The sequence below is a fragment of the Nocardia sp. CA-290969 genome (genome assembly GCF_050936135.1).
In the GTDB taxonomy this organism is placed as follows: Bacteria; Actinomycetota; Actinomycetes; order Mycobacteriales; family Mycobacteriaceae; genus Nocardia.
Map to the genome: position 1 here is coordinate 3,499,173 of NZ_JBNJNJ010000001.1, position 15,089 is coordinate 3,514,261.

Genomic DNA, 15,089 nt, shown 5'->3' on the forward strand with positions numbered 1-15,089 from the left:
CCCAGTCTCAGACGACGTCACATTTCACCGTCACGATCGCAGCCCCGCGGACTCACACGGCGTCGGATTTCGTCGATAAACGGCGCCGGAATTCGCTGGCACAACCAGCCGGATCCGTAGAAAGCCCGCGAGGTCGTCCATGTCCCCCAGTATGGCGGCACCGGTGCCCGTAAGGGTGGTCCTGGCGATACCAGGAACTCCGTTCCGACGGAAAAGGCATCCCTGAACGGCAAGGAGCGCACCGGCCAGACTCGAAAGCACCGAATCTGAAGGAGTTCTGATGAAAACGCTGATCGTTTACGCCCACCCGGGGCCGAAGTCACTGAACGGCTCGCTGAAGGACCTCGCAGTATCCACGCTGGAGGCCGCCGGGCACGAGGTCCAGGTGAGCGATCTGTACGCGATGAACTGGAAGGCGGTCGTGGATGCGGCGGACTTCGGTTCCGACGCTTCGAGCCCGCTGAACGTCGCCCTGGACTCGGGCCGGGCCTTCGTCGAACCGCAGGGCTGCCCAGGCCCGGCGGAACCCGTGACACGGGTTCTTGCCGGCATAACTGCGCAGCCAGGACCGTGTCCCGGCATCGGGGTCTGCCGGTGTTTGCGCGGCCGGCAACCGGTGATAGGTGGAACGAGCCAGCCCGACGACTTTGCACGCGAACCGTTCCGACATGCCCATCCGATCTCGGAGCATGTCCGCGGCGCGTCGCTTGGCCGCCGGGCCTAGAATTTTCCCTTCGAAATTTCGCGCAGGGCGTCTTTCTCCAGCTCGGCGTCGGCCAGTAGCCGCTTCAATCGGGCGTTCTGTTCCCGCAGCTCCTTGAGCTCACGGGCGGCGTCGGTGTCCATACCGCCGTACTGGCGGCGCCAGTTATAGAGTGTCGCCGCCGAAACCCCCAGGTCAGCGGCGATCTGCTCGCCGGTCAAGCCCTCCGCGGCCAGTTCATCGGCGCGCCGCAGCTTACGCACGATGTCCTCCGCGGAATGCCGCTTGCGTCCAGCCATGGTTCCTATCGTCCCTCCTGGCCCTTACCAGGGCCAACGGGACTCTAATTCCAGCCGGTCGCATCCACGGGGAGCGGGTCAGCCGGAAGAACACGGTGCGCTCGAGCGTTAATTCGAGCATGAAGATCGGTGAGGCTTCCAGAATCAGCGGTGTGAGTGCGAGATCGTTGCGGCACTACGAGGAGGAAGGCTTGATCGTCCCCGGTCGCATCGGCAACGGTTTCCGTGACTACTGCCAGTCCACGATCGACCGGGTCCTCGTCATCCGCACACTGCTGGAGTCCGGGCTGCCCGTCCGCTTGATCAGGGAGCTCCTGCCCGGCCTCACTGACGGCTCTGTGCACACCGAGTCGGTGTGCACAGAGTTCCTGCAAGAGGTGCAGAGCTATCGCAATCGTCTTGCCGCTCGCATCGCCGTTCTCAGCGATCAGCAGGCAGCACTCGACGCCTACTTACGCGAGGCCCGCCGCGTTACTGCCGGACCGCGGCCGCTTGACCTTGACATAAGTGTCAAGGTCCTACATTCGCTGCATGGAAGTCAACGAGCAGAACAACACCGCTGAGCAGACGATGCGGGCACTCATCCAGCGGTCGCATCGTGGACCGCAGGATCTGATCCTCACGACCGATCAGCGCCGCCCCAGGCCGGGGCCCGGCGATTACCTGATCCGCGTGGGGGCTGCCGGGATCAACTTCGCCGACGTTATGCAGACCCACGGAACATACGGAGGAGGCCCGCAGGCCCCTTATATCGCGGGTTTCGAGGCCGCCGGTGAGATCGTGGAGGTCGGGCCGGATGTCGAGAGTCCACTGTCGCTCGGTACTCATGTGGTCGGAGCCGGCCCAGGGGCCTTCGCACAGTACATGACGATGCCGGCCGCCGGTGTGCTTGCGGTGCCGTCCAGCTGGAACGATGCCGCCGCCCTCGGCATGGTGCTGAACTGGGCAACAGCCATGGCGGCGCTTAAGCCGTTGGGCGAAATCAAAACAGGTGAGGTCGTGCTCGTCCAGGCCGCCGCCGGCGGCGTGGGGCAGGCTGCCGTTCGCCTCGCCCGTCACTACGGTGCACGCGTAATCGCCACGGCGTCACCAGAGAAGCACGATGCCGTAAAAGCCCTCGGCGCGGACGAAGTCTTGGACAGTCGGCGCCCTGATCTGGCCGAGGAGATCATCCGCATAACCGGTGGGGTCGACTTGGTCCTGGAATCAGTGGGTCAGGCCACATTCCAGACCAGCCTATCGATCACCAGACCCTTCACCGGACGCATCGTCGTCTTCGGCGCGGCGTCCGGCAATGCCACCCTGACCACGCACGACCTGGTCTTCACCCACCAGGTTCAGGTGAAGGGCCTGCACATCGGTGCGCTGGCGGTCGCAGCCCCGTCTATTTACCAGTCGGTGCTCGTCGAGATCGAGGCGCTCATCGCCCACGATGTATACCCGCCAGGCAGCCCCCAGGTTCACCCACTGGCCGCGGGACCGATGGTCCTGCAGCAAGTCGAAGCGGGCAAGACCGAGGGCAAGCTCGCCCTCGATCCCTGGCGTTAGGAACGCCCATGTTTCATCGAAACGCTCGATGAGAAAGCTGCCACTGCCACGGTCTTCCTCCATCGGGCCGGCTCGCGACGGGTAGCTACATCGACCGTGAGCCGCTACGGGAGATACATAGCCGGAACCTCGATTACCGTTCCCGGGAATGTGAATAACTGGTGCGAAGACTCTACACGGTGCGCAGTCTTCCCCTCCGAGTGTGGCCCGGCAGACATGGGGTTTATGCGGGTATCGGAAGCGTATGTGCGCCAGATGATCCACGACTTCAACGAACAGGGATTCGAAGCATTGGACCCAAAATGGAGCGGGGCAGGCCAAGCAAGATTGATCGGGCGACGAGTGAACGCATCGCCTGCATTGCCCGGTGCCGCCCCCACAAGTACAGGACACCGCAATCGGCGCCTACATCCGCTGGCGAAACCGGCACGCCCGACCGAAGCAACAGTTCGCAGTGAACTCCTTGAGCCGGCACCCGGATTACCTAGCCAACGTTGCTTGACGCGGCACTGGAATCTTTGCTGAACCTATTCTATTGTCACGATAATCTACTCTTTGCTATAGAGGGGATTCATAGCTAGTCTTTCCGCACGTGAACCTCCGTCAGCTCGAGTACTTCGTCGCCGTGGCCGACGAGGGCGGCTTCACTCGTGCGGCACAGCGTCTGTACGTCGCGCAGCCGACCCTGTCCAAACAGATCGCCGCGCTAGAGCATGAGCTGGGCGGACCACTGTTCGAGCGGTTGAACCGTGGTGTCCGGCTGACCCATGCCGGTCGGGCCTTTCTACCCGAAGCGCGGTCGGCGACTCTGTCCGCGAATCGGGCGCGCCGGGCAGCTCGGATGGCTCAAGATCTCACCTCCGCCGAGCTGGAGATCGCCGCCGTTCTGTCGATCGCGATCGGCCTGCTACCCAGATCTATTCGTGCCTTGCGTGAGCGTTATCCCGGCATCGCAGTCGAGTTGCACGAGTACCGCCACAAGGATCTGATGGAGGATGATGTGCGACATGGCGTCGCCGATCTGGCCATCGGTCCTGTGCCCGGTTCGTGGGACGGCCCGATCGAGTCGCTCGGTTGGGAGTCGTTCGTTCTGCTCCTGCCCGAAGGGGACAGACTTCTGAAAGAGGCCGGCCCCGTCGAGCTTTCCGATCTCAGCGATCGCCGATGGGTACTGCCCACGCCGACGGCTGGTATGGCGCCATTGCTCACCGCGGTATGCCGCGACGCGGGCTTCGACCCGGAACCCGCGGTGCACTCGGCCCAAATAGAAGGTCTAGCGCGGTTCACGGCTTGCGGATTGGGTCCAACGATGATGCCGTTGTCCGCCGTGCCGGGGGACCTGCAACACCTCGTCAAACACATGCGCAAACCGCTGGCGCGCGAGCTCTCTGCGTATACCCGAAGCGAATGGACCCCGCTCACGCGGGCGCTACTGGAAAGCTGCAGGGACGCCGTCGCGGCGACGCCGCGGCCCGCGCACGCGTTCATCGTTGGGTAGGTATCGACTTCGGGTGATGCTACGACAACAGTGCGTCGGCCAGCCGCTGCCAATGTCCGACAGCCGACTCGCCCGGATCGAGGCCGATTACTTGAATCGAAACGTGACTGGCGCCGGCGGCTATATGCCGTTGGAGCTTCTCGACGATCGTATCCTGATCACCCCAAAAGACGTAGTCATCGATGATCCGATCACTGCCGCCGTTTCCGATTTCTTCATCCGAGTATCCCAAACGGCGAAATTTCGCGATGTTGAACGGACTGGTGAGGTAGATATCCATATGCTCGCGGGCGATTGCGCGAGCCTTCTCGGGGTCACGCTCGAAAAGCACCGTCTGCTCGACGGCCAGGAACGTATCCGGTCCCGCCACCTCGCGTGCGCGAGCCGTATGCTCGACATTCGAATGATAAACCTGAACACCATCCGTACGATCACGTGCCAGCTCGATCATCTTCGGCCCGTATGCAGCCAGGAACCGACGACTCGGCGACTTCGGAGCCGGACTCGGGTCGGCGAACGAGTCCATCTCGTCCAGGTAGTCCCGCATCGCTGTCAACGGTTTCGTTCCCGCTTTGGGCTCGCCGCCGAATCCGAGTCCCACTACATACCGGTCCGGGTAGGCGTCGGAAAGCAGGACGCTGGAACTCTGCGCCCAGCGGGCTGGGCGCACCCAAATCTTGGCGATAGCACTGACGATCCTGATCTGCTCGGTGCAGGATAGCAAGAATCCCGCGTGCGAGAACGATTCGCGCCCCAGAAGCTCTGGAAACCAAAACGATTGCCAGCCCTGCCCCTCCAGTGCTTGAATCGAATCGCGTATCTGCGCGGCGGGCTGGAACTCGAAATCGAAAGTGTATATTCCGAAATCTCCGAGATCGAGACCGGCGATGCTACCCATTGGGATCTCCTTGATGTAGTGCGAAGAGTTGACAGAACCGTCACACGGTAGGGCAACGCGCGCCTGGGCGATGCCGGCTTCCATGGGCACCCGCCAGGGATTGCACCCCACAACGCCCCTGCCGGACAGCGACCGAATCAGGCGCGCGCATGTCCTGCTATCGAACCCTTGTCGGAATGTCCCCCTGGAACCGCCTCATAGTAAACGATGTCCGAGTTCGAGAAGAACTCGGGCACCCTCGACAAGGCGGTTTGTATGTGCGCACTGTTGAGGTGGGCGTCGAGCAGTGGACGAGACTCCCACCTTTCGACAAACACGAACCGCGATGGATCTTCGACGCCGCGATGCAGCGCGTAGAGCAGACATCCGTCCTCGGCGTGCGTGGTATCCAGCAGATCCGCGAGAAATATCTCGGCCGCCTCTTCGGTTCCCTGGTGGGCGGTGAACGATGCGACTACGACGATCTCAGACATTGGCTTCTTCCTTACACGGTCCAACCAGTTGGCTTTCGGAATTCGGGTCTAGCGGACATCGGAACGATCCGACAGGATGGCCTGCTCCGGCATGAACAGCGAGGACTGCCGGTTCCAGGCCGACAATTCGCTGTCGGGAACCCACCGGCCGGCCACGGCCGCGATAGTGCTGTCCAGGTCTGTGATATCGGGGTAGTCGACTTCGATGACGTTCCCCGCATGGTCCCGCATCCACATCTGAACGTTCCCGTTCGGCAACTCGAAAATGTGGTTCGGAAAGGTCTCGCGATCCAGACGATCTTCAGATTCCGCGCGCCGATACAACGCCTCGAACTCTCCACGGTCCTCGACGGACACGGCGAAGTGATAATTCGTCGACAGCTGATCTGGGTGCTGGACTAGATGGATCTGCGTCGGACCGAGCAGAAGCCACGCGACCGGCACCGGAAACTTCGGTGACGGTACGACACGAGCCCCGAACCAGTCCACGTAGAAGGCGCTGGCGCGGTCGACGTCATCGACCGGTAGCGCAACGTGATTGATGTAGGGCATCCGGGTTCCTTCCGCTCACACCTGGCGGTGGCGTCGTCACAGCGCCGGTGACTTCGTATTGTTCACAACACTCTCCACCTCCTGAGCCATGCTGTCCAATACGAAATATCCCCTCTTGCGATAGCCAGAAGTTATGGCTCACGACACCGTTCGTCAGACATGGCAACCGCCGCTCATGCAGGGCATGCCTGCGCCTCGGAACAAGAGGATGTGACGCCGGGCGGAATCGATAGCGGTAACCTTCACGGAAGGGGCATTGCCGACCTCGACGATGTCGCCGGTCCACGACGGTCGACCCCGGCGCCAGCGCGGCGATCGGTGTATCCATCCGGCAGGGCAGACGACCCCAGACACCTTGTCCGGATCTGCCGGAACGTACAGGTCGATACGATCAGCCACGAGGGAATCCTCGAAGACCAGGGCTCGGATCCCGTGCGCTACTTCGGAAGTCACGGGGTGGAGCGCGCGGAGGTGCTCGACGACGCGGTCGAGGTGGCCGCCCGGCGTCGCCACAACACTGACACGGGGCCGCATATCGTCACCGGTCCGATAGCAGTCGATGGGGCACGGCCGGGTGACCTGCTGGCGCTTCGTATCGATGCGCTCACCATGCGCGCGCCGTACGGGGTGATCTCGACGCGACACGGATGCGGTGTGCTGTCCGGCCGTCCCGGATTCGACGGTGACTATGGTCAGTTCTGCCAGGTCCACGACCGCGACGGCCGCTGGTTCGGCGCCCTGCCGCTCGATCCGGCAGGCCGGTCGGGGAACGCTATGTTCCCGCTGGCACCGTTTCTGGGAATCATCGGCGTGGCCACCAATACCGGCACCCGTATCGATTCCGTTCCGCCCGGACCACACGGCGGCAACATCGACGTCAAACTCCACACCGCCGGCGCGACCCTGTTCTTGCCCGTCCAGGTACCGGAGGCACTGTTCTATATCGGTGACCCGCATTTCGCCCACGGTGACGGCGAAGTGGCGCTCACCGCACTGGAAGCACCACTGCGTGCGACGCTCACCGTGGACCTCATCACGGCAGCTGAGATTGCCGGCGGTTTCGGCAGCCGGATCGGCCCCTTCGCCGCCGCGCACGGACTGCTGATTCCAACCGGTATGCACCGGGATCTGGACACCGCACTCCAGCTGTGCGTCGGCTACGCCGTGGACCTGGTGAGCGAACACTTCGACGCCCACCCGCGGCAGGCCTATCTGTACCTCAGCGCCGCCGCCGATTTCACGATCTCGCAGGCCGTGGACCAGGTGCGCGGGGTACACGGCATGGTGCGGCGATCCGATTTCGGTGCGGGCGCCGACACCACGCTCGCGCGTCGAGTCCTGGAGCGGGTGTGACGACTGAGGGTTTCTCACCCAGAACTTCGGTTATCCAACATATTTCGGACGACGCCCGTTATCACGAGTGCACACCCGGCAAACCCCACACCGATTCGGTCGAGGACGTTCGGATACCTCTCTACTGTCGTGGAGTGGGTTCGCAGGCTCTCATCGCCGACCGAGCTGCGGGCGCCCTTCAGGGCGGGTCGGACGGCATTGCGGGTTAACCCGCGGTCCGCGGGAAAGAATGATGGCCTCGGACTGGAAGGGAAACACCACGGAAACCGGGGCGCCCGCCGTGCGGGCGCCCCGGTCACGCATCAGCGCAGGGCCTGGGCCGCCGCGACGAGATTGCGCAGCGAGGCGATGACCTCGTCGGTACGGCGGGTCTTCAGACCGCAGTCCGGGTTGACCCACAGCCGTTCGGCCGGAACGGCTTTCAGCGCGAGCTCGAGCGACTTCTCGATCTCCTCGGTGCCGGGCACGCGTGGTGAGTGGATGTCGTAGACACCGGGGCCCACACCCAGGCCGAACCCGGCCGCGTTGAGGTCGTCGAGCACCTCCATATGCGAGCGCGCCGCTTCGATCGAGGTGACGTCGGCATCCAGACCCGCGATGGCACCGATGACCTCACCGAACTCCGAGTAGCACAGGTGGGTGTGGATCTGGGTGGTATCGGCGACGCCGGAGGTCGCGAGCCGGAACGCCTCGACCGCCCAGTCCAGGTAGGCGGCCTGGTCGGCCTTGCGCAGCGGCAGCAGCTCGCGCAACGCGGGCTCGTCTACCTGGATGATGCCGATTCCGGCCGCCTCGAGGTCCACCGTCTCGTCCCGGATCGCCAACGCGATCTGGCGGGCGGTGTCAGCGGGCGGCTGGTCGTCACGAATGAACGACCACGCCAGGATGGTGACCGGACCGGTCAGCATGCCCTTGACCGGCCTGCTGGTCAGCGACTGCGCGTAGGTGATCCATTCGACGGTCATGACCCGCGGACGGACCACATCGCCGTAGACGATCGGCGGCCGCACACACCGAGTGCCGTAGGACTGTACCCAGCCGTTGATCGTCGCAGCGAAGCCGTCGAGCTGCTCGGCGAAGTACTGCACCATATCGTTGCGCTCCGGCTCACCGTGCACCAGCACGTCGAGACCGATCTCCTCCTGCAGCGCGATGACCTCGGCGATCTCGGCACGCATCCGCGTATCGTATTCGGCCTGGTCGATCTCGCCTCGGCGCAGCTGGGCGCGGGCCACGCGGATGCGGCTCGTCTGCGGGTAGGAGCCGATGGTGGTGGTCGGCAGCAGCGGCAGGTTCAGCCGCTGCTGCTGCAGCACGCGACGTTCGTCGGCCGGGGTACGGCGCACAGCGTCAGCGTCCAGTCCGGCCAGGCGCGCACGCACCGACTCGACCCGCAGCCGCGGATCGGCCAAGCGAGCGGCCACGGCCGTGCGAGCGATCTCGAGAGCCTCCGCGACCGCCTCCTCGCCCGCGGCGAGTGCGGTGGCCAGCACCCGGATTTCGGCGATCTTCTCCTCGCCGAACGCCAGCCAGTTTCGTAGCCGTTCGTCCAGCTCGGTCTCGGGCGCGAGGCTGTAGGGCACGTGCAGCAGCGAGCACGAGCTCGACACGGCCACCGGCACCCCGGCGTCGCGCAGCCCGGTCAGCTGTGACAGCGCGTGATCGGGGTCGACCCGCCAGATGTTGTGACCGTCGACGACACCCGCCACGATCAGCTTGTCCGTGATCGACTGCGCCACCGCCACGTCCGAATCGCCACCGGCCACGAGGTCAACGGCGATACCCTCGATGCCGGTCTCCGCAAGCACCGGCAGCGCCACCCCCAACCGGCCGAAGTAAGCGGCCACCAGAATGGCCGGGCGCGCCGGCACCTGCGACAGCTGCCGGTAGGTGGAACGCACGGCCGCCAGCTCGGCCTCGGTCAGATCGGTCACCAGCGACGGCTCATCGATCTGCACCCATTGCGCACCGGCCTCGGCGAGCAGGCCGAGCAGCTGCTCGTAGAGGGGAAGCAGGTCGGGCAGCCGCTCTAGCAGGTCGCTGCCGTCCACCGACTTGGCCAGCTTCAGGAAGGTGATCGGGCCGATAACGACCGGGCGGGCCGGCACGCCCTGCGCCAGCGCTTCGCGCAGCTCGGCCAGCGGCTTCTCCGGATGCAGGGAGAACACGGTGTCCGCGGCGAGTTCGGGCACCAGGTAGTGGTAGTTGGTATCGAACCACTTGGTCATCTCCAGCGGCGTCACCTCGGCGTTGCCACGAGCGGCCGCGAAGTAGCGATCCAGTTCGTCGGCGATCCCCGACACCCGCTCGGGCAGCGCCCCGAGCAGCACGGCGGTGTCGAGCATCTGGTCGTAGTAGGAGAACGTGCCCACCGGCACCGAATCCAGCCCGGCGTCACGCGCCGCGGTCAGTTGCGTGGTGCGCAGGCCCGCCGCGACAGCGTGCAAGCCCTTGGCATCGAGGCGCCCGGCCCAGTAGGACTCGGTAGCGCGTTTGAGCTCCCGGTTGGGGCCGATACGCGGTAGCCCCAGCACGGTTGCGGAAAAAATAGTGTGCGGGTTCGACATCAATGAACTCCATGGTCGGCAGCAACGACCGCCACCCATACAGAGCGCACGCTGATGGAGCCCATGAAGCATCGTTCCCGTGCCCGAGTCCACTCAGCGTACGCCCGATCCACGAGGCGACGACCACCGGATACGGCGTATCCGGTACAACGGGCAGGTCTTCGGACTCATGGGCATCGACCTCGAACAGGTCGGCCCCGGCGCTCGAGGCCCGGAGCTGGTCCTACCGACCGTCGCTTCCCAGGCAGGCGCCCAGTGCGGATGACGGCTGCCGTTCCCACTCACCGCTGCGGGACAGTCCCGGATTCCCACCGGGTTCCCTCTCACTCGACGATGCGAACACCACCGAGCTTCGACACCATCGGACGGATCAGGGGCTCCTCGACTCCGCCTCCAGCGAACCAGCTGCACTCACAAATATAGCCGACCTCAGAAAGGATCCGGAATCGAGGTCTTTGCGAACGGGTGGGCCCTTCCTACACCCGCCGGTCAGTTCGGCTACGAGCCGTCGATCCGGGCACCGCGGGCCAGCGTGGCCTGAGTCATCTTCACATGCGCCGCGTCGACGAGACCCGTCGACCCCACTGCGCCGCGCCCGCCTCGGCTGTCGATCACCGGGTAGAACCGTCTTTTGGGCCGGAAGTGTCCTCCCCGAGGAACTTCGCAGCGTGGCGGATGACCGCCAACTCGGTTTCCAACTCTCGAATCCTGCGGCGAGCAGCACGCAACTCCACCGACTCCGCTGATGGTTACCTGGACGCAGACCGTGGTCGACGTCGAGTTGCCGTGCCCGCTGTGGTTTGGGTCGTTCCACGGATGCCGGGGTCGGGGTTTCGCCCCGTCACGAGACGAGGCGGGTCTGTCAGTGGTGACGGGTGCAGCGAATCCCACTGTCAGGTCAGGCGGGGTGACCTCACCGTGGTGCATCTGGATCGGTACAGGACAGAGGTTACCGTCTGGCTCACGGGTGAGAAGGTTGTGTAGGGCAGCGTCGGCGTGCACTTCGGTCGTCCGCACCCGGCAGCGGCGACAATGTGAACCAACCAGGGGAGGGAAGTCCGTTTCGCGATGATCTCTGAATCGCATTAGCCTTGCGCCCATGACCGCCAACGCCTCCCTCTTCATGCTCGAGCTTGCCACGAAGAATCGCATTATCGTTCTTCTGTCTTGGCGAGACAGCGGAAAAAGCCGATCGATGTTTCTCAGACGTGACGGAAAGCTGTGCAGCTTCACCGACATTACTCATCTCGTGGCTTTCCTGAACAGCAGCGGCCACTACGACTTGATTCCACGCTCCGCAGGGGAGGTAATCGACGGTCTTTCTGCATCGGAACTCAGCGAGTTGGTCCCGGTCCATGAATCTTTGGAGAGCAAGTTTCAACGGTCTTTCCCGGATCGCTACCTGGATCTGGCAACAATACCGGATGCAGTAGCCAGGAAGCACGCGCCCAACCGGATCGCTACAGCTGTGCAATTCGTTCGTATGCTGCACAGGATCTTCGGCCTCGAATCTGCCCCGGCACTTCTGGATTCGGGCATCGTCCTCGAATTCGAGCAGGTTTCGACTGCCCCCATCGCAGCCTGGTCCGACGAGCGCTGGAAATCGCTTCGGGCTGTTATCGATGAGCACTGGGGTGCGATCCTTGCCGAGATAGAATCCATTATTATCGACCCCCCGGTGAGTCATGACGAGCGAGTTCGCGCCTCGCGCGAACTGTGGTCGGCGCGCGTATCGGAGAAATACGACCTGGATCAGGCGGATTTCTCCTTCTTCTTCGGGGATGATTGGAATGAGGTGTTCTTCGAGGCTGCGGGCGTTGTGCTGATGGAAATAGTGAGTGATGCGGGAACTTATGTTACGGTCTTGTTCTGCGCCCACGGAATCGGTGGCGGATTCCATCTTCCGGGACGGGAGGGATCTATTTTCGCTTTTTCCGGCGAATCCGCCCTTGCTCGCTGGATGGCCGACAACTCCGAGCATGGACTAATTGGGGTGGAATACGATCATCACGACAGGAACTTCTACGATGGAAACAGCGACCTGACTATCGAAAAGTTCGAGCATGAGATGCTCGCATACCTTTTCGAGGACGAGGAAATCGATAAGTTCGTGCCCATTCCGACGATCGCTGCCGAGATCACGGCCGCCGAGAGTCGCAGTGCCGTGCGGTGCATCCTTGACCTGGTGAAGGTACGGGAAAGGATCCTGGGCGGGGGTGTGTCGGAAAACGAGCTTTCGCAGACGCTTTGGTTTATCGGTTGCCTCGGTGCGGCGGCTGGACTGGAAGCCGTGACCACCGCAAGTCGGCAATGGGAGGAGGACGGGAATCTCTCGCCGGGGGCGTGGGAGAAGGCTCTCACCGCTCTGGAGGGTGCGTTCAATCGAATGTAGTCCCGAAAAGCGGCGATGATCGTTGGCGCCCCACCCTAGGTCGGCTCATTCGGTTGGCCTCGGCCCCTGTCCACCGGGGCGGATCCCACCGATCAGCCGACATTTCGGCAATGTCGGCGGTCGGCTGGCAGTAGAGACACGCTGGTCCTCGTACGAGTCGTCGCCGAGGCGATTACATGGTCGTGCGCTCCCGCATGAAACCGGCGGGCAACGTGCACAGTATCGCTGTCGTGGACATGGCCCGTACTCGGCCGCGCCGGTACGCGGATTCGTCCGGAAACAATCGATGGGCTGCTCATCGCCCAGTCCGGTTTTCGCTCGGCGGCCGGATCTGAGGGAGCCGCGAGAAATGGGTGACGAGCGGCCCAGCCAGGTCCGGACGGCCCGCGATATCAGACATTAGGTGTAGAGCGCGGCGTGATGGCCGGGCACGACAAGTTTCCCACTTGCCGATCGAAGACGCCGACACTTGGTACCCACGCAGGCCGAGAGCTTTCGCCAGCTCCAGTCGGGTGCCCATTCCGAGGAGCCGGGCACGTAGCGCTGCGATCACTGCACCGAGATCCCGAAATGTATGGAGGTTCGTGCTGGACGGGATTGGTCCATCGAAATGCTCGATGGCGGCGTCGACGTAGGTGCGGGGCAGCCCGAGTGCCTGACCCGCCGCGCGTATGGTGGATGGCAAACCTTTGCCACGGAGTCGATTGCGCATTGTGTCGGTGCTGAGTCCCAGCAAGTCCGCCATAGCCGACATAGTGGTCACGGTGGGCTGATCGAGGAAAACGGTTTCCAGCCATTGGTGTACCCCGTACTCTCGGGCGAATTCGGTGGGATCGGGAAGGCGTGGTGTTGTTTCGGGTGCAGCGCCGACCGACCGCGGAGAGAAAGTGTGCCGCGGTGTTTTTCGGAAGAGGGCGATGAGTGCGGCGCTCAGGTTGGGGTCTTCGGCCAGACCTTGCAGCCGGCCCATGGCTTGCAGACTGTCGAGATCCGGGCGGGAATCGTCGGCTTCCCAGTGCCGTATAATTCGGGTGGTTCGGGCGAGGGCTGTAGCGAGCTCGGCCTGGGTCATGCCGAGCACGTGTTTCCGGATTGCCCGGAAGGCTCTGCCGCGGGTGGGGTAGACCGACCGGTCCGCTATTGTTTCGGCCGACGGGTGAGCTTGCTGTAGGCGTTCGATCAGTTTGGGCGCCCACTCGGACCGCCCGGCCAGCTCACAAATCACATGCAGGGCTTCGGGGCGCGGAGCCGATTCGCCTGTCTCCCAGCGGCCTACCGTGGCTACGCTTACCGCGTAGCCTCGCGACGTGAGTGCCGCCGCCAGCTCCGCGCGTGATGCCATCGCGAGGATCCCGCGCCGGATACACCGGATCAAATCTCCGATTGGCGTCGGCTGTTGCCAAGCGGCCGTGATCGAAGGTGAGACTGTAGATTCCGCAAGGTTCACGATGGGTCGGTCCTGGCCACGAGGTGTCGAAAACTCGCGTAAGCCTTCCAGTGCAGCCTCCGCGTGTTCCTCTAGCGCCCTAGTGAAACGTTCTAGCAGTGGTGTGATGCTCTCACCCCATTCGGCAACCGGCGACGCGGGTGATACATCGTATGCCCAGGTGATCTTGCATGCGTTATCGCCGAGCGCGGCCACCGAAATGGCAGCGTTGCCGTACAGTGGCCTGGCTGGGCCAAGCGATACGGAATAAACAACTCGCCTACGTACTGGGTCGATGGTCCGCAGGCGAAACTGCGCAGGTCCTGCCGCCGTTCGAGGCGCATCGGTGTCCACACAAGGCAGGGTCGTATCCGGCGGGACCGGCCATGGGCCTACCGCGGTGGGTCGCGCCGCGAAGTCCCGGACGAGTGCCCATACATGAGCGAGATCGGATGCGATCGTGATCTCTTTTGTGACCGCGTCGACGTGTTCCCAGCCTTGAATGACTGGGAGCCCTACCACGCCGCTGCGCAGCGTATTGGTGAGTTCCTGTTCCACAGGGGCGTACCTTCCCGCTTACGCAGAGGGACTTACAGCCCCTCCACAACGCATAAACCTCGGCGCGTCCCGCCGTGAGTATGTTCTCGGCTGCATTCACATCGCGGCCGTGAGCGGCCCTGGGTCTGCACGTCCATTCCTGAACGTGCACGGCTTTCCATCCACTAGAGCCCCGCACCAACGCAATCGGGGAGCCGGAACCTGCGCGACCCACCCGTGCTGAATGTCCGCCCATATCTGCGGGCTGTCTCCTCCAGCCTACGGGCGAACATGTCCCACCCCGCATGATGAACCGGTTTCACCGACGTTGTGCGGTCCGACCCTTCACGCACAGATCCGCGGCGCCCACCGCTAACCGCGTGGTGGCAGCTTTCGACCCCTTGCGTTTCCCTGCGATCGAGGTCTCCGGGCTGCGCAGCTCCCTCGACGAGGTCTCCGCTCGCAGGCTTTCCGGCGAATACACCGGATGAGTGAAGCGACACAGCATGAACGGCCGGTTCCGGCACCCCGGATACTTGGCCTCCTCGTAGAGCGGGGCACTCCTGTCGATCGTCCGCCGGCCCATCAAGCCGCACGGTCCGCCCTGTGAATCGGGGGAACCGAAATTGATGCGCTGACCCGTCCCTGAAGGACCGGGCGTGCATGTTACATCTCTCGGTCATTGTGATTCCCTGGGGCATTGTCGTTCGGGCTCAATGTCCACCGCACGATATTACAAGGCCGGAAATTGATCGGGAATATACATAGAAACCAGAAATCCATCTGACGACCGTCAATTTTGCACAATAATTGAAACACCGCTCTCCACGTGTATAATTTTTT

12 protein-coding genes and 1 riboswitch are annotated in these 15,089 nt (G+C 63.4%); of the genes, 6 read left to right on the plus strand and 6 right to left on the minus strand.

Translation table 11 applies throughout. From position 1 onward, the window contains the following. Positions 1–280: 280 nt before the first annotated feature. Positions 281–724 carry an NAD(P)H-dependent oxidoreductase gene (locus ACQEVO_RS15795; protein ID WP_432913648.1) on the plus strand — a complete coding sequence of 148 codons (444 nt, stop codon included), beginning with the start codon at positions 281–283 and terminating at the stop codon, positions 722–724. On the opposite strand, the gene ACQEVO_RS15800 is transcribed toward ACQEVO_RS15795, so the two are convergent. Further along, positions 721–1,002 (minus strand): transposase, encoded by a 282-nt coding sequence (locus tag ACQEVO_RS15800; protein WP_432913650.1) that lies wholly within the window; start codon positions 1,000–1,002, stop codon positions 721–723. The genes ACQEVO_RS15795 and ACQEVO_RS15800 overlap by 4 nt on opposite strands. 119 nt (positions 1,003–1,121) lie before the next feature. Here ACQEVO_RS15800 and ACQEVO_RS15805 point away from each other — a divergent pair, with 119 nt between their 5' ends. The 3 genes from ACQEVO_RS15805 (at position 1,122) to ACQEVO_RS15815 (ending at position 4,048) form a co-directional block, all read left to right on the plus strand. Then, positions 1,122–1,565 (plus strand): MerR family transcriptional regulator, encoded by a 444-nt coding sequence (locus tag ACQEVO_RS15805; RefSeq protein WP_432913652.1) that lies wholly within the window; start codon positions 1,122–1,124, stop codon positions 1,563–1,565. Beyond that, the gene (locus ACQEVO_RS15810) at positions 1,534–2,550 is read left to right on the plus strand and encodes a zinc-binding dehydrogenase (protein WP_432913654.1); all 1,017 of its coding nucleotides are present in this window, start codon (positions 1,534–1,536) and stop codon (positions 2,548–2,550) included. Before ACQEVO_RS15805 ends, ACQEVO_RS15810 begins: the two co-directional genes overlap by 32 nt. 592 nt (positions 2,551–3,142) lie before the next feature. Then, positions 3,143–4,048: a LysR family transcriptional regulator gene (locus ACQEVO_RS15815; RefSeq protein ID WP_432913656.1), complete on the plus strand. Its 906-nt coding sequence runs from the start codon at positions 3,143–3,145 to the stop codon at positions 4,046–4,048. Positions 4,049–4,067: 19 nt separating this feature from the next. Here the strand turns inward: ACQEVO_RS15815 and ACQEVO_RS15820 are convergent, their stop codons facing one another. The 3 genes from ACQEVO_RS15820 to ACQEVO_RS15830 form a co-directional block, all read right to left on the minus strand. Beyond that, positions 4,068–4,946, minus strand: coding sequence for a TIGR03620 family F420-dependent LLM class oxidoreductase (locus ACQEVO_RS15820; protein WP_432913658.1), 879 nt, complete (start codon positions 4,944–4,946; stop codon positions 4,068–4,070). A gap of 137 nt (positions 4,947–5,083) precedes the next feature. Then, positions 5,084–5,419 carry a putative quinol monooxygenase gene (locus tag ACQEVO_RS15825; RefSeq protein ID WP_432913660.1) on the minus strand — a complete coding sequence of 112 codons (336 nt, stop codon included), beginning with the start codon at positions 5,417–5,419 and terminating at the stop codon, positions 5,084–5,086. Positions 5,420–5,467: 48 nt separating this feature from the next. Beyond that, positions 5,468–5,971, minus strand: coding sequence for a VOC family protein (locus ACQEVO_RS15830; RefSeq protein ID WP_432913662.1), 504 nt, complete (start codon positions 5,969–5,971; stop codon positions 5,468–5,470). A 432-nt stretch (positions 5,972–6,403) separates the two neighbouring features. Here ACQEVO_RS15830 and ACQEVO_RS15835 point away from each other — a divergent pair, with 432 nt between their 5' ends. Further along, positions 6,404–7,324, plus strand: coding sequence for an acetamidase/formamidase family protein (locus tag ACQEVO_RS15835; RefSeq protein WP_432913664.1), 921 nt, complete (start codon positions 6,404–6,406; stop codon positions 7,322–7,324). Between the two features lie 302 nt (positions 7,325–7,626). Here ACQEVO_RS15835 and metE read toward each other — a convergent pair whose 3' ends face one another. Continuing rightward, the gene (gene metE / locus ACQEVO_RS15840) at positions 7,627–9,891 is read right to left on the minus strand and encodes a 5-methyltetrahydropteroyltriglutamate--homocysteine S-methyltransferase (RefSeq protein WP_432913666.1); all 2,265 of its coding nucleotides are present in this window, start codon (positions 9,889–9,891) and stop codon (positions 7,627–7,629) included. A gap of 135 nt (positions 9,892–10,026) precedes the next feature. Further along, a riboswitch (cobalamin riboswitch) is annotated at positions 10,027–10,247 on the minus strand. A gap of 743 nt (positions 10,248–10,990) precedes the next feature. On the opposite strand from metE, the gene ACQEVO_RS15845 reads away from it, so the two are divergent. Continuing rightward, positions 10,991–12,283: a hypothetical protein gene (locus tag ACQEVO_RS15845; protein WP_432913668.1), complete on the plus strand. Its 1,293-nt coding sequence runs from the start codon at positions 10,991–10,993 to the stop codon at positions 12,281–12,283. A 295-nt stretch (positions 12,284–12,578) separates the two neighbouring features. Here ACQEVO_RS15845 and ACQEVO_RS15850 read toward each other — a convergent pair whose 3' ends face one another. Continuing rightward, entirely contained in the window at positions 12,579–14,267 is a 1,689-nt protein-coding gene (locus tag ACQEVO_RS15850) for an SRPBCC family protein (RefSeq protein WP_432913670.1), read from the minus strand. Positions 14,268–15,089 lie beyond the last annotated feature (822 nt).